Below are 18,960 nucleotides of genomic sequence, written 5' to 3'. Positions count from 1 at the left end.
CGAGTGTCCACCGGACGTCTTGCGGAGCGGGCGGGTTTCGGGGGGAGTCGGGCCGTCCCCTTAGACTCACGCATTGGCCATGGTTAAGACCGTGTGAGCGAACGCCGTGGAACCGACCCGAGGGCGGGGCCGCGGCCGAGGTGGAGGCGAAGGCATGGAGGGGCAGCAGGCGGCTGCCGTCGCTGCCGACCCGGCGGTCGGCAGCGGCTACTTCGACGCGTACGCCGCGATGGGCCTGCTGGCCGTCATCGGGGTGCTCTTCGTGACCGTGGCGTTCACCGCCAACCGCCTGCTGCGGCCGGTGGTGTTTTCGCCGGAGAAGCTCCTGACCTACGAGTGCGGGGTCGATCCGGTGGGCGAGGACTGGGCGCACACCCAGGTCCGCTACTACGTGTACGCCTTCCTGTACGTGATCTTCGCGGTCGACGCGATCTACCTGTTCCCGTGGGCGACGGTCTTCGCCACCGCCGGGTACGGCGCCGGAACGCTGGTCGAGATGTTCCTCTTCATCGGCTTCCTCGCGGTCGGACTGCTCTACGCCTGGAAGAAGGGCGTTCTGGAATGGACGTGACACCCACCCACTCGCACGGCCCCCAGGGCGGCCCCGTCCCGCTCGGCCTGCCCGACCCCGCCCACCCCGGCGCCGTCGAGCACCGCGGCCTCGGCCCGCTGGCCCGGCTCGCGCCCGACCCGGTCAAGGTCGTGCTCAACTGGGGCCGCCGCTACAGCCTCTGGTGCTTCAACTTCGGCCTGGCCTGCTGCGCGATCGAGTTCATCGCCGCGTCCATGGCCAAGCACGACTTCATCCGGATGGGCGTCATCCCGTTCGCGCCCGGCCCCCGCCAGGCGGACCTGATGATCGTCTCCGGGACGGTCACCGACAAGATGGCGCCCGCCGTCAAGCGCCTCTACGAGCAGATGCCCGAGCCGAAGTACGTCATCTCCTTCGGCGCCTGCTCCAACTCCGGCGGCCCGTACTGGGACTCCTACTCCGTGACCAAGGGCGTGGACCAGATCATCCCGGTCGACGTCTACGTGCCCGGCTGCCCGCCGCGGCCGGAGGCGCTGCTCCAGGGCATCCTCAAGCTGCAGGAGAAGATCGCCGCCGAGTCGCTGCCCGGCCGCTACGCCGCGCCCGCGGCGGCGCTGCGCCGGCCGCTGGTGGCGGGGCCTTCCACCGATGGAGGAGTGTCGTGACCACGGCGGAGCAGTACGCGGCGTCGGTCGGGGAGTGGGCGACCGGCGCCGAGGCGTACGGGCTGATCACCGTCGACGTGCCAGCCGAGAACTGGATCGAGGCCCTCACCAACGCCCGGGACGTCCTTGGCCTGGGCTTCTTCGACTGGCTGAGCGCCGTCGACGAGCTCGCCGAGGGCTTCTCCGTGGTCGCCCACCTGGCCGCCGCCGAGGCGCCGGGCGTACGGCACCTCGCCGTGCGCACCCGGGTGCCGCGCGAGAAGGCCGCGCTGCCGAGCGCCGTCACGGTGTACGCCGGGGCCGCCTGGCACGAGCGCGAGACCCACGAGATGTTCGGCATCGACTTCCCCGGGCACCCGTACCTGGCCACCCTGCTGCTGCCGGACGGCTTCGAGGGGCACCCGCTGCGCAAGGAGTTCGTGCTCGCGGCGCGGGTCGCCAAGGCCTGGCCGGGCGCCAAGGAGCCGGGCGAGTCGGACCACGGCGACGGGCCCGCCCGGCGCAAGATGCAGCCGCCCGGTGTGCCGGACCCGAACGAGTGGGGCCCGCTCAAGGGCACCCTGCCGCCGGTCGCCGAGCGGCCCGCGCGCGGTGCGCGGGCGGCCGGTGCGGCGCGTACGCCCCGGGCGGCGGGCGCCGCCGCGGCCGCTGCCGCAGGTGCTCCGGCTGCCGAGGGTGCTCCGCCGGTGCGGGCTGACCGGCCGCGGCGGACCCGCTCGGTGGCCGAGGGGTCGGCGAGCCAGGCTCCGGCCGAGGCTCCTGCCGCTTCTGAGGCTCCGGGTGCCGAGGGTGCTCCGCCGGTGCGGGCTGACCGGCCGCGGCGGACCCGCTCGGTGTCCGACGGGTCGGTCAGCCAGACGGCCGACGCGGACGCCGGCGCCGGCGCCACCGAGGCGACGGCCGAACCCGCGGCTCCGGCCCGGCCCCGGTCCTCCGACGCGCCCTGGCACAACCCGGTGCCCGCCCACGACGGGAAGCCGTCGGGCGAGCCGGGTGAGCACGAGCCGGGTGAGAAGAAGGACGAGAAGTCGGCCGGAGCGGCCGACCAGGACGGAGACGGCGCGTGAACCTGCTCGACACGGTGCTCCGCTGCGTCGCCACCCTGGTCGTCTTCCTGGTCTTCCCGCTGGTCATCGGCCAGACCGAGCACAAGGTCATGGCGCACATGCAGGGCCGGCTCGGCCCGATGTACGCGGGCGGCTTCCACGGCTGGGCGCAGCTCGTCGCCGACGGCGTGAAGTTCGCGCAGAAGGAGGACATCGTCCCGGCCGGGGCGGACCGCCGGGTCTTCCAGCTGGCGCCCGCCGTCTCGCTGCTGCCGTACCTGTTCGTGCTGCTGGCGATCCCGGTCGGCCCGGACGGCTTCGTCGGCCAGGCGATCGACGCCGGGCTGTTCTTCGTGCTGGCCGTGATGGGCGTCGGGGTGATCGGCAAGCTGATGGCCGGCTGGGCCTCGGCGAACAAGTTCTCGCTGCTCGGCGGGCTGCGCACGGCCGCGCAGCTGATGTCGTACGAGTTGCCGATGGTGCTCGCGGCGGCCTCGGTGGCGATGGCCGCCGGCACCCTGTCGCTGCCCGGGATCGTGGACGCCTGGCAGTGGTACTGGCTGCCCTGGCAGATCATCGGCGCCTTCGTGTTCTTCACGGCCGGTCTGGCCGAGCTCCAGCGGCCGCCGTTCGACATGCCGGTCGCCGACTCGGAGATCATCTTCGGCGCGTACACCGAGTACACCGGTCTGCGCTTCGCGCTGTTCCTGCTGTCCGAGTACGTGGGCATCCTGGTGGTGTCGGCGCTGACGGCGGTGCTGTTCCTCGGCGGCTGGCACGGACCGATGTCCGACCAGCTCGGCTGGCTGTGGATGATCCTCAAGACCTTCGCACTGGCCTTCGTGGTCATCTGGCTGCGGGTCACCTACCCGCGCCTGCGCGAGGACCAGCTGATGCGCTTCGCGTGGATCGTGCTGATCCCGCTCGCGCTCGTCCAGCTGGCCCTGACCGGCATCATCAAGGTGGCGATCGCATGAGTTTTCCCGGAGCCGGCCTCGCCAAGGGCCTGGCCGTGACGCTGCGGACGATGACGAAGAAGAGCGTCACCGCGCAGTACCCCGACGTGCAGCCGGTGCTGCCGCCGCGTTCGCGCGGCGTCATCGCGCTGCTGGAGGAGAACTGCACGGTCTGCATGCTCTGCGCGCGCGAGTGCCCGGACTGGTGCATCTACATCGACTCCCACAAGGAGACGCTGCCGGCCGCCGACCCGAACGCCCGGGCCCGCACCCGCAACGTGCTGGACCGGTTCGCCATCGACTTCTCGCTCTGCATGTACTGCGGGATCTGCATCGAGGTGTGCCCCTTCGACGCGCTGTTCTGGTCGCCGGAGTTCGAGTACGCGGAGACCGACATCCACGAGCTGACCCACGAGCGGGAGAAGCTCCGCGAGTGGATGTGGACCGTCCCGGCGCCCCCGGCGCTGGATCCGGCGGCCGAGGAGCCCAAGGAGATCGCCACCGCGCGCAAGGCCGCGGACAAGCTGGCCGCGACCGCCGCGGCGGCTTCCGAGGAGAAGGGTGACGACGCGTGATCGGTGGCGCCACACTTCTCGCGGCGACCGGTTCCCTGGAGCCGGCCGCCCGTTCGTTCCTGTCCCCGACCGGCCAGGAGATCGTCTTCCTGCTGGTCGGCGTCGCGGTGCTCGGCTCGGCGGTCGTCTCGGTGACCACCAAGCAGCTGGTGCACGCGGCGCTCTGGCTGGTGGTCGCGCTCGGCGGCCTGGCGGTGGAGTTCCTGCTGCTCACGGCCGAGTTCATCGCCTGGGTGCAGGTGCTGATCTACCTGGGCTCGGTGGTCGTCCTGGTGCTGTTCGGGCTGATGCTCACCAAGGCGCCGATCGGGCGCTCGCCGGACGCCGACTCCAAGAACCGCTGGGTGGCCCTGGTCGTGGCGCTGGCCGCGGCCGGGACGCTGGTGACGCTGGTGGTCGACGCCTTCCGGACCTCCTGGATCGACCTCGGGGCGGGCGGCGGCTCGGCCGCCGTCACCGGGGCCAGCCTGTTCCGGCACTGGGTGCTGCCCTTCGAGGCGCTGTCCGTGCTGCTGCTGGCGGCGCTGGTCGGCGCGATCGTGCTGTCGCGCGGGTCCGGGCGCCGGGTGCCGAGGCCCCGGGCGGGCAAGGTGCGGGCCGGCCGGCCGGTCGGGTCGAACGGGACCGTGGCCGCGACCGCGCCGCGCGCCGCGACCGCGCCCGCAGCGGCCGTCGCGGAGGCGTCCGTGCCTGAGGCGTCCGCGCTTGAGGCGTCCGCGCCCGAGGAGGAGAGCTGATGCACCTCGCCTACCCCGTCGTCCTCGCCGCGCTGCTGTTCAGCGTCGGCGTGTACGGCGTGCTCGCCCGGCGCAACGCCGTCCTGGTGCTGATGTCCGTCGAGCTGATGCTCAACGCCGTCAACCTCAACCTGGTCGCCTTCGACGCCTGGCTGCGCGACTCGCTGCACGCCGGGCAGGCGCTCACCCTGTTCACCATCACCGTCGCCGCCGCCGAGATCGGGCTGGGGCTCGCCATCGTCCTGCTGCTGTTCCGGGCCCGGGGCACCGCGGACATCGACCGGGCCACCGCGCTCGGCGACCCGGCGGAGCCGTACACCCCCGCCGAGGAGCAGCCGGTCGCAGCCGAGGCACTGAAGGGCCGGGCCACCGCATGAACCTCGCCCTGCCCGCCCTCGTCCCCGCGCTGCCCGCGCTCGGTGCCGCCGCGACCCTGGCCGTCGGCAAGAAGGCGCCCGGACTGGCCCGGCCGCTGGCGATCGTCCCGGTCGCCGTCTCGGCCGTGCTCGCCCTGGTGGTCGCCCTCCAGCTCGGCACCGGCCAGACCCTGGACGCCGCCACCAGGCTCACCCCGACCGGCGGCCCGGACATCGCGCTGGCCGTCCACCTGGACGGCTTCACCTCACTGATCTCCGTGCTGGTCGGCCTGGTCGCCACCTGCGTCCAGGTCTACTCGACCGCCTACCTGAGGACGGATCCGCGCTACCCCTCGTACGCGGCGCTGGTCTCGCTGTTCACCGCGGCGATGTTCCTGGTCGTCTACTCGGGCGACCTGATCGTGCTGCTGGTCGGCTGGGAGGTCATGGGCGTCTGCTCGTACTTCCTGATCGGCCACCACTGGGAGACCGCCGACGCCCGCTCGGCCTCGCTCAAGGCCTTCCTGGTCACCAAGCTCGGTGACGTGCCGTTCCTGTTCGGGATCTTCCTGCTCGGCGCGGACGCCGGCAGCTTCCGGATCCCGGACGTCCTGGCGGCCGCGGGGGACGGAAAGCTCGGCCACCCGACGCTGATCGCGCTGCTGCTGCTCGCCGGAGTGGCCGGCAAGAGCGCGCAGTTCCCGCTGCACACCTGGCTCCCGGACGCGATGGCCGGTCCGACGCCGGTCTCCGCGCTGATCCACGCGGCCACCATGGTCGCTGCCGGCATCTACCTGGTGGCCCGGCTGATGCCGGTGTTCCTCCAGTCGGGCGCGGCGCTGGTGGTGCTCGCGGTGATGGCCGCCGTGACGATGATCGGCTCGGCGCTCTGCGCGCTCGCCCAGGACGACCTCAAACGGGTGCTCGCCTACTCCACCGTCGGCCAGCTCGGCTACATGGCCGGCGCGCTGGCCAGCGGCGACCGCGAGGCCTCGGTGTTCCACCTGGTCAGCCACGGCGCGTTCAAGGCGCTGCTGTTCCTGGCCGCCGGCGTGGTGATCCACGCCGCGCACACCAACTCGATCTCCGCGATGTCCCGGATCCCGGGGCTGCGCAAGCGGGTGCCGGACGCCTACTGGACGATGGGCATCGCGCTGGTCGCGCTGACCGGGCTGCCGCCGTTCTCCGGCTTCTTCAGCAAGGAGGCGGTGCTGACCGCCGCCGAGCACGCCGCCAAGGGCGAGGCACTGACCAACGGCCTCGGCCCCGCCTCGGCGGTGCCGCAGGCGGCCGGCTGGATCGTGCTGATCTCGGCCGCGCTCACCGCGCTGCTCACCGGCGCGTACGCGACCCGGTTGTTCCTGGTGGCCTTCCACAGCCCGCCCGGGGCGGCAGCGGCGGCACCCGCGGTGCTGCCCGCCACCGACCGGGGCGTGGTGGCCGCCGACCACGAGGCCGACGCGCCGTACTCGCCGGAGCCGGACGAGGCCGACCCGGCCACCGCCGAGCCGCCCGCGATGCGCTGGCCGCTCTGGCTGCTCGCCGTCCCGACCATGGGCTTCGGCGTCGCCGGGCTGCGCTCGGACTGGCTGCCCGCCCTGCTGGACGGCGGCTCGCTGCGCCCCACCGGCGTCACCGCTGTCACCGGCACCGGGCTCGCCGTGGTCGGTGTGCTCGCCGCGTACGGCGCCTGGCGCTCGGCCACCGCGCGGGTGACCACCGGCCACCCCGCCCCGGCCGCCGAGGTGATCGTCGCCGACCCCGGGCGCACCCTGCTGGGCCCGCTGTTCGGCCCGGCCCGGCACGGCTTCGGCGTCGACCGGCTGTACCACGTGCTGTTCGTCCGCCCGGTGACCGCCGCCGCCCGGCTGGTCCGCTTCCTCGACCGCGAGGTCGTCGAGGGCTACGTCCAGGGCAGCGGGATCGGCGCCAACCTGCTCGGCCGGGCCGTCCGGCTCGCGCAGACCGGCAACGTGCAGACCTACCTCAGCGCGCTGCTCGCCGGCGTCGTCCTGCTGGCCGTCCTGGTGGCGGTGTAGCCGGTGCCGTTCTCCTCCGCCCCCGTCCTCTCCACCGCCGCTAGGAGCCCCCGATGAATGCGGTCCTCATCGCCCTCCTGGTGCTGCCACTGCTCGGCGCCGCGCTCACCCTGGCGCCGGTGTTCGGCCCGGACCGGGCCGCCGCCGGCCGGCGGGCGCTGCGGCTGAACTCCGTGGTCACCGGCGCGGTGCTGCTGCTCTCCGTCGCCCTCGCGGCCGGCTTCGACCACGGCTCGCCGGCCCGGATGCAGGCCACCACCGACGCGGACTGGATCCCGGCCCTGCACGTGCGCCTCCACCTCGGCGTGGACGGCGTCTCGCTGCCGCTGATCGTGCTGACCGCGCTGCTCACCTTCCTCTGCGCGCTGTACTCGGAGAAACGGCTGCCGGACGGGGAGCACGTCCCCTCGCCGCAGGCCTTCGTCGGGCTGTTCCTCCTCCTCGAAGTCGGCATGCTCGCCACCTTCGCGGTGCTGGACCTCCTGCTCTTCTTCCTGGCCTTCGAGATCGTGCTGATCCCGATGTACTTCCTGATCGCCCGCTGGGGGAGCGGCGCGAAGACCCCGGCCGCCAACCGGTTCATCCTCTACACGCTGCTCGGCTCGGCCGTGATGCTGCTCGGCTTCCTGCTGATCGGCAGCAAGGCCGGCACCTTCGACATGCAGGCGCTGGCCGCCGGGCACGGTCACGGCCTGAGCCACACCACCCAGGTGATCGCCGCGCTGGCGATCATGGTCGGGCTCGCGGTCAAGGCCCCCGCCTGGCCGCTGCACAGCTGGCTCCCCGACGCGCACACCGCCGCTCCGACGGTCGGCTCGGTGCTGCTCGCCGGTGTGCTGCTGAAGATGGGCACCTACGGTCTGGTCCGCGTCCTCCTGCCGGTCGTGCCGGACGGCACCGCGACGCTCGCCCCCTACCTGGGCGCCTTCGCCGCCGTCGGCATCGTCTACGGCTCGCTGGCCTGTCTGGCGCTGGCCCGCCCCGGATCCAAGGGCGACCTCAAGCGCCTGATCGCGTACTCCTCCGTCGGCCACATGGGCTTCGTGCTGCTCGGCATCGCCTCCCTCACCCCGGTGGGCGTCAACGGCGCGTTGTTCGCCAACATCGCCCACGGTCTGATCACCGGCCTGCTGTTCTTCCTGGTCGGGGCCGTCAAGGACCGCTACGGCACGGCGGACCTCGACACCCTCTCCGGTGCCACCGGCGCGGCCCTGTACGGCCGGGCGCCCCGGATCGGCGCGCTGCTCGCCTTCGCCGCCGTCGCCAGCCTCGGGCTGCCCGGGCTGGCCGGCTTCTGGGGTGAGCTGCTCGCCATGTTCGGCGCCTTCGACCCGGCCGCCGGCCTGTCGCGCCCCGCCTTCGTCACCTACATGGTCCTGGCCGGCCTCGGCACCCTCCTCACCGCCGGCTACCTGCTGATCGTGGTCAAGCGCGTCTGCATGGGTGACCCCGCGCAGCCCGCGCCGGTGGGCGAGGTGCCCGACCTGCGCCCGTACGAGGCCGTCAGCTGGACGCCCCTGGCCGCGCTCACGCTGGTGGCCGGCCTCTGGCCGGCCCTCCTGCTCGGGCTCTCCGACCCCGCCGTCAAGCACCTCCTCGGGGGTGGCTGACCGTGCTCGCAGCCCACACCGCCGCACTCGGACCTCACTCCACGGGGCAGCACACTGTGACCTCCCTCGCCGTAGCCAACCCGGGCAGCCTGATCCAGTCCGTGGACTGGGTGGCGATCGCGCCCCCGCTGATCGTCGCGGTGGCCGCCCTCGCCGTGCTGGTCACCGACCTGTTCCTGCCCGAGCGGCACAAGCGGTGGCTCGGCCGCCTCGCCGTGGCCGGACTCGCCCTCGCCCTCATCGCACTCCTCCCCCTCACCGGGGGATCACCCCGGGCGACCTTCTGCCTCCGGAACGTAGCAGGGGCCACTGACAGCGGAGGCTGTTCGTACGTCGCCGACCACTTCGCCCTGGTGTTCCAGCTGCTCGCCCTCGGCGGCGCGCTGATCGCGGCACTGCTGTCGATGCACACCGTCGAGGACCAGAAGCTGCCCCGCGGCGAGTACTGGTTCCTGCTGCTCTCCAGCGCCACCGGCGCCGCCCTGCTGCCCGCCTCCCGCGACCTCGCCACCATGGTGATCGCCCTGGAGGTCGCCTCGCTGCCCGCCTTCGCCCTGGTCGCGCTGCGCCGGGACGGGCGGGGCGCGGAGGCCGCGCTCAAGTTCTTCGTCTCCTCGGTGACCGCGACCGCCGTGATGCTGCTGGGCATCGGCTTCGTCTACGCGGCCAGCGGCAGCCTGCACCTCGGCGCCGTCGCCCAGGGCCTGGAGCACGCGCCCGGCCAGCTGAAGCCGCTGGCCGAGGCCGGGGCCGTGCTGACCCTGGTCGGCTTCGCCTTCAAGGTCGCCGCCGTCCCGTTCCACTTCTGGGTGCCCGACACCTACACCGGCGCCCCGCTGCCGGTGGCCGGCTACCTCTCGGTGGTCGGCAAGGCGGCCGGCCTGTCCGGGCTCGCGCTGGCCACCACCATCGCGTTCCGCCCCTACGCCCACACCTGGGGCCTGGTGCTGGCCGTGCTGGCCGCCGTCACCATGACCGTCGGCAACGTCGGCGCGCTGCGGCAGCGCTTCGACACCCGGTACAGCGCGGTGCGGCTGCTGGCCTGGTCCTCGGTCGGCCAGGCCGGGTACCTGCTGGTGCCGCTGGCCGCGGCCGGCTACGCGCCCACCGGCGCCGACCCGCTCGGCGCGACCGCCGCGTACGCGCTGATCTACGGGGTGGTCAACCTAGGCGCCTTCGGGGTGGTCGCCGCCGTCGGCCGCCGGGCCGGGACCAGGGTGGACGACTTCCGCGGCCTGTTCGCCCGCAACCGCTGGACGGCGCTCGCGCTGGCCTTCTTCCTGCTCTGCCTGGCCGGGCTGCCGCCGGGCGTGATCGGCCTGTTCGGCAAGGTCGTGGTGTTCCGCGCGGCGGTGGACGCCGGGCTGGGCTGGCTGGCCGTGGTGATGGCCGTCAACGTGGTCGTCGCCCTCTCCTACTACCTGCTGTGGACGGCGCGGCTGTTCGCCCCGGCCCCGGCCGACGCCGAGGCCGAGGAGGGGGCCGAGGGCGGCGCCGACCGGCGGCTGCCGGTCGGCCTGACCGCCACGCTGGGGCTCACCGCCTCGGTCGCGGTGGTGCTCTCGGTCGCCCCGCAGCTGGTCCTCCAGGTGGCCGGCGGCTCGCTGTTCTGAGCCGCCGACCGGGTGTCGCGTCGGTCACAAGGGAACAAGGTCCCGGGCCCCGCCCGTTGAGCGGGCAAGAGGGACGAGGCAGAAAGGGCTTCCCCACCGCACCACTGGAGGGCCTGACGTGCACAGCCGGCACAACGGACTGAGGACCGCCGTCCTGCTCGGTGGCCTCTCGGCGCTGATCCTGGTGATCGGCGGTTTCTTCGGCCGGACCGGCTTCGTGATCGCCCTGCTGGTCGCCCTCGGGACGAACGCCTACGCCTACTGGAACAGCGACAAGATCGCGCTGCGGGCCATGCGGGCCCGGCCGGTCAGCGAGTTCGAGGCGCCGGGGCTGTACCGGATCGTGCGCGAGCTCTCCACCTCGGCCCGCCAGCCGATGCCCCGGCTCTACATCTCCCCGACCCCGGCCCCGAACGCCTTCGCCACCGGCCGCAACCCGCGCAACGCGGCGGTCTGCTGCACCGAGGGCATCCTGCGGATCCTGGACGAGCGCGAGTTGCGCGGCGTGCTCGGGCACGAGCTCAGCCACGTCTACAACCGGGACATCCTGATCTCCTCCGTCGCCGGGGCGCTGGCCTCGGTGGTGATGTTCCTGGTGAACTTCGCCTGGCTGGTCCCGTTCGGCCGCAACGAGGACGACGACGGCCCGGGGCTGTTCGGAATGCTCGCGATCATGATCCTCGGGCCGATCGCCGCCGGGCTGATCCAGCTGGCGGTCAGCCGCTCCCGCGAGTACCAGGCCGACGCCGACGGCGCCCGGATCACCGGCGACCCGCTCGCCCTCGCCGGCGCCCTGCGCAAGCTCGACGCCGGCACCCGCCAGCTGCCGCTCCCGCCGGAGCCCCAGCTGCAGACGGCCAGCCACCTGATGATCGCCAGCCCGTTCCGCCCGGGCGAGGCGGGCGCGCGGCTGTTCTCCACCCACCCGCCGATGGCGGAGCGGATCGCCCGGCTGGAGCGAATGGCCGGGTACCGGCAGTAGCGGACCGGTCGGTGCTGCTGCTGGGCGAGGGCCCGCCGGTGGTCGCACCGCTGACGGCGGCGGTGGTGCTGGGCTGCATCGCGGTCACCCGGCGGGCCCGCGCGTAGTGCGGGCCCGAACCCCCGCGTTGAGCCGTCCGGAGGAGCCCTCCGCTCGTTAGGATGACCCCGCGCCCCGCGTCGGTCCGGGGTGCGGCATCCGGAGGGAGTGGGCCGTCATGGCAGACGAGAGGCACGCCCCGGCGTCCGGGGACGCGCCGACCCGGCGGCGCGGCCAGGGCGAGCTGGAGGCACAGGTGCTGGCGGTGCTCCAGCTGGCGCCCGGCCCGGCGAGCGCGGGGTGGGTCCAGGAACGCCTGGAGGGCGATCTGGCGTACACCACGGTGATGACCATCCTGTCCCGGCTGCACGCCAAGAACGCCGTCTCCCGGAGCCGCGCCGGCCGCTCCTACCTGTGGCAGGCCTCGGCCGACGCCGCCGGGCTGGCCGCGCTGCGGATGCGACGGATGCTCGACGGCGAGGCGGACCGGGACGCCGTACTCGCCAGCTTCGTCACCGCGCTGCTGCCGCACGACGAGGAACTGCTGCGGGCGCTGTTGGACGCCGCGTCCGCGGATCCGGCAGCGGACGACCGTGAGAGCTGACCCGTGGGCTTCTTCGTCTTCCTCCCGCTCATCCTGCCGCTGACCGCGGTGCCGATCGCCCGGCTGACCGAGCAGCACCTGCACCCGCGCGGCGCCGCCCGGCTGATGACCGTGATCAGCGCCGTGATGGCGGTGTGCAGTGTGCTCTGCCTCGGGCTGATCGGCGTGGTGGGCACCGCGCAGATCCCCGGCAACCCGCTGCCGGACAGCTGGTCCGACCCGGAGGTGCGGCACGCGCTGCCGTACCACGAGACGGTCGGCACGGCCGCGATGTGGCTCCTGGTGCTGGTCGGCTTCGCCTGCTCCCGGACGGTCGTGCGGCACCTTCGGGTCCGCTCCCGGGCCCGGCGGGCGCTGGTCGGGCTGCCCGAAGGGCCGGCCGAGGCCGGTGACCTCGCGGTACTGCCGGACCGCAGCCCGTACGCCTACGCGCTGCCCGGCTCGCCCGGGCGGGTGGTGGTCTCCACCGGGATGCTGGCCGGGCTGGCCGAGGACGAGCGGGAGGCGCTGCTCGCGCACGAGCGCGCGCACCTGCGCCACCGCCACCACCGCTACCTGCTGACCACTCAGCTCGCCGCCTGCGTCAACCCGTTCCTGCGGCCGCTGCAGGCGGCGGTGGCGTTCAGCGCGGAGCGGTGGGCGGACGAGGAGTCGGCCCAGGCGGTGGGGGACCGGCGGATCACCGCCCGGGCGGTGGCCCGGGCGGCCCTGGTCTCGCACGCCGCCCCGGCGCCCGGTTTCGCGGCCTTCGCGGCCCCGGCCGCCGCCCAGCCCGGCCCGGTGCCGCGCCGGGTGGCCGCGCTGCTCGGCCCGGTGCCGACGGCCCGCAACTGGCCGCCGGCCAAGACCCCGGCGGGCCTGGCGGCGATGGTCGCCGCGGTCGGCACGGCGGCCTCGGCGCTGTGCGCGCTGAACGCGGCGGTGGCGCTGCTGGTGGTGCTCAAGGCCGTCACGCCGCTCTAGGGCTGGCCCTGGCCGTCGTGGCCGTCGAGGCTCTCCCGGAGCCGGCGGAACTCCGCGGCCAGCGCGTCCAGGGTGTAGTGGGCGTTGAGGCCGCTCGGGTTGGGCAGGACCCACACCTCGGTGTCGCCGATCCCCTCCGGCTGGCGCCCGATCGCGGCCTGCCGCCGGCCGAAGGCCGTCCGGTAGGCGCCGATGCCGAGCACCGCGAGCACCCGGGGCCGCAGCCGCAGCACCCGCTCGCGCAGCGCCGCGCCGCCCGCGCGCAACTCCTCGGCGGTGAGTTCGTCCGCCTTGGCGGTGGTGCGCGGGGCGACGTTGGTGATGCCGAGGCCGAGGGCGGGCAGTTCGCCCTGTTCGTCGGGGCGGTACTGGCGTTCGGTGAACCCTGAGCGGTGCAGGGCGGGCCAGAAGCGGTTGCCGGGGCGGGCGAAGTGGTGCCCGGTGGCGCCGGACCACAGGCCCGGGTTGATGCCGCAGAACAGCACCCGCAGTCCGGGCCCGGTGATGTCCGGGATGGTGGTGTCCTGGGCGGCCCGGAGCTGCTCGGGGGTGGGTTTCACCGGCTTGGTCGGCTTGGTCGGCTTCGGCTGTGTCATCGGTGGCGGTGTCGGCGTCGGCTTCACCGGGCCAAGTCTGCCGTGGCCGCGATCGGCGCCGTGCGGCGGTCGCGCAGCCAACGCAGGCCGAAGACGACCACGGCGGCGTACGTCCAGCCGACGAAGACGTCCACGATGAAGTGCTCGGCGCCGTAGACCAGGGTGAACGCCATCGCGAGCGGATAGGCGACCAGCAGGGCGCGCAGCCAGGGCCGGGCGGTGGGCCAGAAGAGGAACAGCAGCATCGCCGGGTAGGCGGAGTGCAGCGAGGGCATCGCGGCGACGTCGTTGGCGAACTGGCTGCCGTTCTCCAGCAGCGAGTCGGCCTGCGGCAGCCCCATGGTGGAGATGGTCTCCCAGACCACCCGGTGCAGCTGCGGCAGGTTGCCCTGCTGGGCGACCAGCCACGGCGGGTCGGCCGGGTAGAGGAGGTAGGTGGCGAAGCCGGCGAAGGTCAGCGTGAAGTAGCAGGCGAGCAGTTGCCGGAAGCGCTGGTGGGCGCGCCGCCAGAGGACGGCGAGCAGGACGAAGACGACCAGGAAGTGGGAGAGGTAGACGGCCGTCGCGGCGTAGTCGTACCAGTGCGGTGAGCCGGGGGTGTAGAGGGCGTGCTGGATCCGTACGGTCCAGGTCTCGCCGAAGCCGAGCACCTCGTCGAAGCGCAGTTGGGGCAGCCAGTGCGGGGCCCAGGGGGTGTGGGCGCCGTAGCCGCGCAGCAGGGAGTAGGCCCAGACCACGGCCATCACCGGGATCCAGTCGCGCAGCACCAGCAGGAAGCCGCGGGAGCCGTGGCCGCTGTGGACGGCGGCGGTGAGCAGGGCGCCGATCAGCCAGAGGAACACCACGTCGTTGGCGAAGGCCATGCCCTGGGTGGCCAGGAACCAGACGAAGGCGGTGAGGTAGGCCGGCCAGGCCAGCAGCCGCAGTCTCGACAGGCCGGTTCGGCGGTCGCGGTCGGTCACGGGACGCAGTCGTCCGGCCCGCACCGGGGGCGGCGGGGCCGGGCTCAGCAGCTTCGTCATGCTCACCGAAACTAGCAACGCAAGCTTGGAGGACTCTGGGTGAACTATGACCGGCTCGTAAGAAAATCGCACTTGCGGGTCAAATCTCGGCGGACGAAGGTCCCGAAACTCGGACGAACGGTTCGTCGAGTCGGCCTCGTCGGCCGGTTCAGGACACGGTGCCGAGCTCATGCGGAGTGTTGTTGAAGCGCCGTCCGCCGTTCGCCGTCACCGTGACGATGTCCTCGATCCGCACCCCGAACCGGCCGGGCAGGTAGACACCGGGCTCGATCGAGAAGCACATCCCGGGCACCAGCGGCCGCTCCTCGCCCTCGACCAGGTACGGCGGCTCGTGGGTGGTGATCCCGATGCCGTGGCCGGTGCGGTGGATGAAGTACTCGCCGTAGCCGCCGTCCGTGATCACCCGTCGGGCGATCCGATCGATCTCCTGGCAGCTCACCCCGGGCCGGACCGCCTCGAAGGCGGTCTGCTGGGCGAGCCGGACCAGGTCGTGCACCCTCCGCACCTCGTCCGGGACGTCCGGGCCGACGTGCACGGTGCGGGTGGTGTCGGAGCCGTAGCCGTCCTTGAGGCCGCCGAAGTCCAGCACCACGGTGTCGCCGCTGCGGATGGTCCGGTCCCCGGCCTCGTGGTGCGGGTTGGCGCCGTTGGGGCCGGAGCCGACGACGGTGAAGTCGACCTGGCTGTGCCCGTACTGGATGAGCAGTGCGCCGAGGTCGGCCGCCACGTCGGTCTCCCGGCGGCCGGCGAAGGGGACCTCCAGGATGCCCCGGTAGGCGGCGTCCGCGGCGCCGCCGGCCGCGGCCAGCCGCTCCAGCTCCTCCGGGTCCTTGACCGCCCGCAGCATCGGCAGGGTCTCGGTGAGCGAGGTGAAGGCGGTGCCGGGCAGTGCGGACTGGAAGCCGAGCAGGTGCATCGCCCAGGCGTTGTCGGAGACGCCGTACCGGCCGGCCGGCTCGAACAGCGGACCGGCGGTGGCGTACGGGTCCTCGCCGTCGGACCAGTCGAGCAGGTCGACGGCCGGGGCGCCGAGCGCCTTCTCGGCGTCCGGGCGCTCCAGCTTGGGGACGACCAGCGCGGGCCGGCGCCCGGCGGTGAGGACGAGGGCGGTGAGCCGCTCGGTGATCGCGGTGGGCTGGTAGCCGCACAGGTAGGTCAGGTCGGGGCCGGGGGCGACCACCAGGCCGGCCAGCCCGGCCGCGGTCGCCTCGGCGGTGGCCCGGGCCATCCGGGCGGTGTGGTCCTCGGTGGTGAACGGACGGGGCACGGTCGCTCCTCCTGGGGCCGGCTTCACCGGACTGGGCCGGACGGACTGCGGTTCTTCGATGGTCGCCGACTTCTCGCAACCACGCCACGGTCAGCGGCTGTTGGCGAAGTGCCGGAGGAACAGCGCCTCCACGTGGGCCATCCGCCGGATCTCCTCCGGGTCGACGCTCTCGTTCGGCGCGTGGATCAGGCAGCGCGGCTCCTCGACGCCCATCAGCACGATCTCCGCCTCGGGGAAGGTGGTGGCCAGGACGTTGCAGAGCGGGATCGAGCCGCCCTGGCCGAGGAAGGACATCGGCTTGCCGTAGACCTCCTGCATCGCCTTGTCGAGCGCGGCGTACGCGGGCCCGCCGGTGTCGGCCCGGAACGGCGCGCCGGCGCTCTCCCGTTCCACCTCGACCCGTACGCCCCAGGGCGCGGCGGCCTCCAGGTGGGCGACCAGGGCGTCCTGGGCCGCTCGGGCGTCGGTGCCGGGCGGCACCCGCAGGCTCACCCGGGCCCGGGCGGTGGCCGGGACGGCGGCGGCGGAGCCGACCACGGGCGGGCAGTCGATACCGAGGACGGTGACCGCGGGGCGGGCCCAGAGCCGGTCGGCGACGGTGCCGGAACCGGTCAGCCGGACGCCGTCCGGCACGCCGGCGTCGGTGCGGAACCGGCTCTCGTCGTACCCGGCGCCGCTCCAACTGCCCTGGCAGTCGAGACCGTCGATCAGGGTGCCGCCGTCGGCCCCGCGCAGCGAGTCCAGCATCCGGATCAGCGCGGCGAGGGCGTCCGGGGCGGGGCCGCCGAACATGCCGGAGTGCACGTCGCCGGTGAGGGCCCGGACGCCGACCACCACGGTGACCACTCCGCGCAGCGAGGTGGTGGCGGTGGGGACGCCGACGGCGGCGTTGCCGGTGTCGCAGATCAGCAGGGCGTCCGCGTGCAACTCCCCGGCGTGCGGGGGCACGTACCGCTCCAGGCCGCCGGTGCCCTGCTCCTCGGAGCCCTCGACCACCAGCTTGAGGCCGACCGGGACGGCCTCGCCGAGCGCCCGCAGCGCGGTGAGGTGCATGACGATGTTGCCCTTGCAGTCGGCGGCGCCGCGCCCGTACCAGCGGCCGTCGCGCTCGGTGAGCCGGAACGGCGGGGACGTCCAGGCGGCGTCGTCGAGCGGGGGCTGGACGTCGTAGTGGCTGTACAGCAGCACGGTCGGGGCACCGGGCGGCGGCGGGCGGTGGCCGACCACGGCGTGGCTGCCGTCCGGGGTCTCCTCCAGGTGGACGTCGCGCAGACCGGCCTCGGTGAAGGCGGCGGCGACCCACTCGGCGGCCTCCCGGCACTTCGCCGGCGGGTACTGCCGGGGGTCGGCGACGGACGGGATGGCCACCAGCTCGGCCAGGTCGGCCTGCGCCCGGGGCATCAACTCATCGATCCGGCGGGCGAGTTCGTCGGTCATCTGAAGCTCCTACTTGCGGACGGTGTCGCGCAGGTCGAGGTCGTCGATCCGGTCCTGGACGGCGGCGAGGCGGTCCGGGCAGTACACCGAGAGCACGATCGCCTCGGCCCGCACCGTCTCGCGGTCGGACAGCACCGGGCGCTGGCCGGGCCCGCCGGCGCCGTTGGACATCCCGTACGACCACTGCGCCTGGCTGAGCGCGTTCGCCGGGTCGGCGCAGACCGCGCCGCCGTCCTCGCCCAGGGTGCGGACGATCTGGTCCCGGGTGGGCACCGGATAGCCGGCCGAACTCAGCCGGTCGGAGAGCTGCTCCGCCTTCCGGGCGGCCAGGTCGGTGGCGTGCAGCTGGGTGAACGACAGCAGGCCGGTGATCAGCATCGCGACCAGCAGGGCGATCGAGCCGAGGTAGATCCAGCGGTGCCGGGAGGCCATCACACTCCTGGTCATCACGCTCCTGGTCATCACGTGCCTCCGTCCGTTCCGCGCAGCTCCTGGGCCTCCTGGGCGGCCAGCTCGGCCGCGGCCCCGGGCGAGCGCCAGCCCGGCTTGCGCAGCCGCAGGAAGAGGTAGGGGATGACCAGGCCGAGCAGCAGCAGGCCGCCGCCGACGATCCCGATGTACGTCCAGACGCTGCCGCTGCCGAACTGCGAGGACGGCACGAAGCCGATCCCCATCGCGGCGGCCGAGGCGAGCAGGCCGATCACGCAGATCGGCACCAGGGCCGGGGCCCGGTAGCCGCGCGGGTGGTCCGGCTGGGTGCGACGCAGCCGGATCGCGGCGGTGAACATCAGCAGGTAGACGATCAGGTACACCTGGGTGGTGATCACCGAGAAGATCCAGTAGGCGCTGGAGACGTTCGGGATCAGCGCGTACAGCAGGGCGATCGCGGTGGTGATCACGCCCTGGGTGACCAGCAGGTTCTGCTGGACGCCCTCCCGGTTGAGCTTCTGCAGGAACGGCGGCAGGTAGCCCTCCTGGCGGGAGATCATCAGCAGGCCCTTGGAGGGCCCGGCCAGCCAGGTCAGCATGCCGCCGAGCGAGGCGGCGATCAGCGCCACCGCGATGACCGGGGTGAGCCAGCCGATGTCGAAGTACTGGAAGAAGGCGTCGAAGGCCTGCATCACCCCGGCGGTGAGGCTCAGTTCGCTGGACGGCACCACCCAGCTGATCGCCAGCGCCGGCAGGATGAAGATCGCCAGCACCATCGCGGAGGCGGTGAACATCGACCGCGGGAACTCCCGGGCCGGGTCGCGCAGCGAGGAGACGTGGACCGCGTTCATCTCCATGCCGGAGTAGCTGAGGAAGTTGTTGACGATCAGCACCAGGCTGGCCAGGCCGGTCCACTGCGGGAACAGGTGCGCGGCGTCCATCGGCGCGGCGGAGGCGTTGCCCTCGCCGAGGAAGACGAAGCCGAGCACCACCAGCAGGGTGCCGGGGATCAGGGTGCCGATCACCAGGCCCATCGAGGAGAGCCCGGCCACCGCCTTCGTGCCGCGTGCGGAGACCCAGACGCCGGTCCAGTACAGCACCATGATCACGACCGCGGTGTACGGGCCGTTGCTGGCCAGCCGCGGGTTCACCACGTACGCGACGGTCGAGGCCACGTACGCCAGCAGCGACGGGTAGTAGAAGATCGTCATCGCGAACTGGCACCAGACCGCCAGGAAGCCCATCGGCTTCGACAGCCCCTCCGAGACCCAGCGGTAGACGCCGCCCTCCCAGCCGGAGGCCAGCTCGGCGGAGACCAGCGCGGTCGGCAGCAGGAACACGACCGCCGGGACGAGGTAGAGGAAGACGCAGGCCAGCCCGTAGACCGCCATGGTCGGGGCGGAGCGCAGGCTGGCCACCGAGCTGGTGGTCATCAGGGCCAGCGTGACCCAGGACATCCGCGGGGCGGTGGCCAGCCGGCTGGCCACCGCCC

Annotated in this window: 19 protein-coding genes; 13 read left to right on the top strand and 6 right to left on the bottom strand. The window is 73.3% G+C overall.

The window, feature by feature from the left end; all coding sequences use genetic code 11:
* The first annotated feature begins 154 nt into the window (after positions 1-154).
* The 13 genes from ACFWIS_RS26690 to ACFWIS_RS26630 all read left to right on the top strand — a co-directional run bounded on the left by ACFWIS_RS26690 (position 155) and on the right by ACFWIS_RS26630 (position 12,717).
* Complete coding sequence (locus tag ACFWIS_RS26690) at positions 155-571, top strand: NADH-quinone oxidoreductase subunit A (protein ID WP_380460414.1); 417 nt, start codon at positions 155-157, stop codon at positions 569-571.
* Positions 562-1,197 carry an NADH-quinone oxidoreductase subunit B gene (locus tag ACFWIS_RS26685; RefSeq protein WP_380460412.1) on the top strand — a complete coding sequence of 212 codons (636 nt, stop codon included), beginning with the start codon at positions 562-564 and terminating at the stop codon, positions 1,195-1,197. The genes ACFWIS_RS26690 and ACFWIS_RS26685 overlap by 10 nt, the downstream gene beginning before the upstream one ends.
* Positions 1,194-2,264 carry an NADH-quinone oxidoreductase subunit C gene (locus ACFWIS_RS26680; RefSeq protein WP_380460410.1) on the top strand — a complete coding sequence of 357 codons (1,071 nt, stop codon included), beginning with the start codon at positions 1,194-1,196 and terminating at the stop codon, positions 2,262-2,264. Before ACFWIS_RS26685 ends, ACFWIS_RS26680 begins: the two co-directional genes overlap by 4 nt.
* Positions 2,261-3,220, top strand: a complete 960-nt coding sequence (gene nuoH, locus ACFWIS_RS26675; protein ID WP_380460408.1) for an NADH-quinone oxidoreductase subunit NuoH — start codon at positions 2,261-2,263, stop codon at positions 3,218-3,220. Before ACFWIS_RS26680 ends, nuoH begins: the two co-directional genes overlap by 4 nt.
* The gene (locus tag ACFWIS_RS26670; RefSeq protein ID WP_380460407.1) at positions 3,217-3,774 is read left to right on the top strand and encodes a NuoI/complex I 23 kDa subunit family protein; all 558 of its coding nucleotides are present in this window, start codon (positions 3,217-3,219) and stop codon (positions 3,772-3,774) included. The genes nuoH and ACFWIS_RS26670 overlap by 4 nt, the downstream gene beginning before the upstream one ends.
* Entirely contained in the window at positions 3,771-4,511 is a 741-nt protein-coding gene (locus ACFWIS_RS26665; RefSeq protein ID WP_380460405.1) for an NADH-quinone oxidoreductase subunit J, read from the top strand. Before ACFWIS_RS26670 ends, ACFWIS_RS26665 begins: the two co-directional genes overlap by 4 nt.
* Positions 4,511-4,888, top strand: coding sequence for an NADH-quinone oxidoreductase subunit NuoK (nuoK, locus tag ACFWIS_RS26660; RefSeq protein ID WP_380460403.1), 378 nt, complete (start codon positions 4,511-4,513; stop codon positions 4,886-4,888). The genes ACFWIS_RS26665 and nuoK overlap by 1 nt, the downstream gene beginning before the upstream one ends.
* A complete protein-coding gene (locus tag ACFWIS_RS26655; RefSeq protein ID WP_380460401.1) occupies positions 4,885-6,906 on the top strand; it encodes an NADH-quinone oxidoreductase subunit L in 2,022 nt (673 codons plus the stop codon). Before nuoK ends, ACFWIS_RS26655 begins: the two co-directional genes overlap by 4 nt.
* Positions 6,907-6,959: 53 nt before the next feature.
* Positions 6,960-8,516 carry a NuoM family protein gene (locus tag ACFWIS_RS26650; RefSeq protein ID WP_380460399.1) on the top strand — a complete coding sequence of 519 codons (1,557 nt, stop codon included), beginning with the start codon at positions 6,960-6,962 and terminating at the stop codon, positions 8,514-8,516.
* A gap of 56 nt (positions 8,517-8,572) precedes the next feature.
* Positions 8,573-10,129 (top strand): NADH-quinone oxidoreductase subunit N, encoded by a 1,557-nt coding sequence (locus tag ACFWIS_RS26645; protein WP_380460397.1) that lies wholly within the window; start codon positions 8,573-8,575, stop codon positions 10,127-10,129.
* Between the two features lie 118 nt (positions 10,130-10,247).
* Positions 10,248-11,111: a zinc metalloprotease HtpX gene (gene htpX, locus ACFWIS_RS26640; RefSeq protein ID WP_380460395.1), complete on the top strand. Its 864-nt coding sequence runs from the start codon at positions 10,248-10,250 to the stop codon at positions 11,109-11,111.
* A 217-nt stretch (positions 11,112-11,328) separates the two neighbouring features.
* A complete protein-coding gene (locus ACFWIS_RS26635) occupies positions 11,329-11,754 on the top strand; it encodes a BlaI/MecI/CopY family transcriptional regulator (RefSeq protein ID WP_380460393.1) in 426 nt (141 codons plus the stop codon).
* Between the two features lie 3 nt (positions 11,755-11,757).
* Positions 11,758-12,717, top strand: coding sequence for a M48 family metalloprotease (locus ACFWIS_RS26630; protein WP_380460391.1), 960 nt, complete (start codon positions 11,758-11,760; stop codon positions 12,715-12,717).
* Here the strand turns inward: ACFWIS_RS26630 and mug are convergent.
* The 6 genes from mug to ACFWIS_RS26600 form a co-directional block, all read right to left on the bottom strand.
* Positions 12,714-13,313, bottom strand: coding sequence for a G/U mismatch-specific DNA glycosylase (gene mug / locus ACFWIS_RS26625; RefSeq protein ID WP_380460389.1), 600 nt, complete (start codon positions 13,311-13,313; stop codon positions 12,714-12,716). The two genes, ACFWIS_RS26630 and mug, sit on opposite strands and share 4 nt — an antisense overlap.
* Positions 13,314-13,336: 23 nt before the next feature.
* Positions 13,337-14,335, bottom strand: coding sequence for a phosphatase PAP2 family protein (locus ACFWIS_RS26620; protein ID WP_380460387.1), 999 nt, complete (start codon positions 14,333-14,335; stop codon positions 13,337-13,339).
* Positions 14,336-14,483: 148 nt separating this feature from the next.
* Positions 14,484-15,563 carry an aminopeptidase P family protein gene (locus ACFWIS_RS26615; RefSeq protein WP_380460448.1) on the bottom strand — a complete coding sequence of 360 codons (1,080 nt, stop codon included), beginning with the start codon at positions 15,561-15,563 and terminating at the stop codon, positions 14,484-14,486.
* A 129-nt stretch (positions 15,564-15,692) separates the two neighbouring features.
* Positions 15,693-17,039: a dipeptidase gene (locus ACFWIS_RS26610; protein ID WP_380460385.1), complete on the bottom strand. Its 1,347-nt coding sequence runs from the start codon at positions 17,037-17,039 to the stop codon at positions 15,693-15,695.
* Positions 17,040-17,048: 9 nt separating this feature from the next.
* Positions 17,049-17,501 carry a hypothetical protein gene (locus ACFWIS_RS26605; RefSeq protein WP_380460383.1) on the bottom strand — a complete coding sequence of 151 codons (453 nt, stop codon included), beginning with the start codon at positions 17,499-17,501 and terminating at the stop codon, positions 17,049-17,051.
* Positions 17,501-18,925 carry an APC family permease gene (locus ACFWIS_RS26600; protein WP_380524012.1) on the bottom strand — a complete coding sequence of 475 codons (1,425 nt, stop codon included), beginning with the start codon at positions 18,923-18,925 and terminating at the stop codon, positions 17,501-17,503. The genes ACFWIS_RS26605 and ACFWIS_RS26600 overlap by 1 nt, the downstream gene beginning before the upstream one ends.
* Between the last annotated feature and the right edge of the window lie 35 nt (positions 18,926-18,960).

Source organism: Kitasatospora sp. NPDC127060, assembly GCF_042724935.1.
GTDB lineage: Bacteria > Actinomycetota > Actinomycetes > Streptomycetales > Streptomycetaceae > Kitasatospora.
Note: the sequence above shows the minus strand (reverse complement) of the source record. Positions and strands in the feature narration are given on the sequence as shown.

Excerpts from the sequence above, each read along its gene's own strand:
- ACFWIS_RS26685 (WP_380460412.1), top strand. The coding sequence starts at position 562 with ATGGACGTGACACCCACCCACTCGCACGGCCCCCAGGGCGGCCCCGTC.
- ACFWIS_RS26670 (WP_380460407.1), top strand. The coding sequence starts at position 3,217 with ATGAGTTTTCCCGGAGCCGGCCTCGCCAAGGGCCTGGCCGTGACGCTG.
- ACFWIS_RS26690 (WP_380460414.1), top strand. The coding sequence starts at position 155 with ATGGAGGGGCAGCAGGCGGCTGCCGTCGCTGCCGACCCGGCGGTCGGC.
- ACFWIS_RS26600 (WP_380524012.1), bottom strand. The coding sequence starts at position 18,925 with ATGTCCTGGGTCACGCTGGCCCTGATGACCACCAGCTCGGTGGCCAGC.
- mug (WP_380460389.1), bottom strand. The coding sequence starts at position 13,313 with ATGACACAGCCGAAGCCGACCAAGCCGACCAAGCCGGTGAAACCCACC.
- ACFWIS_RS26620 (WP_380460387.1), bottom strand. The coding sequence starts at position 14,335 with ATGACGAAGCTGCTGAGCCCGGCCCCGCCGCCCCCGGTGCGGGCCGGA.
- ACFWIS_RS26615 (WP_380460448.1), bottom strand. The coding sequence starts at position 15,563 with ATGGCCCGGGCCACCGCCGAGGCGACCGCGGCCGGGCTGGCCGGCCTG.
- ACFWIS_RS26650 (WP_380460399.1), top strand. The coding sequence starts at position 6,960 with ATGAATGCGGTCCTCATCGCCCTCCTGGTGCTGCCACTGCTCGGCGCC.
- ACFWIS_RS26610 (WP_380460385.1), bottom strand. The coding sequence starts at position 17,039 with ATGACCGACGAACTCGCCCGCCGGATCGATGAGTTGATGCCCCGGGCG.
- ACFWIS_RS26605 (WP_380460383.1), bottom strand. The coding sequence starts at position 17,501 with ATGACCAGGAGCGTGATGACCAGGAGTGTGATGGCCTCCCGGCACCGC.
- nuoK (WP_380460403.1), top strand. The coding sequence starts at position 4,511 with ATGCACCTCGCCTACCCCGTCGTCCTCGCCGCGCTGCTGTTCAGCGTC.
- ACFWIS_RS26635 (WP_380460393.1), top strand. The coding sequence starts at position 11,329 with ATGGCAGACGAGAGGCACGCCCCGGCGTCCGGGGACGCGCCGACCCGG.
- ACFWIS_RS26655 (WP_380460401.1), top strand. The coding sequence starts at position 4,885 with ATGAACCTCGCCCTGCCCGCCCTCGTCCCCGCGCTGCCCGCGCTCGGT.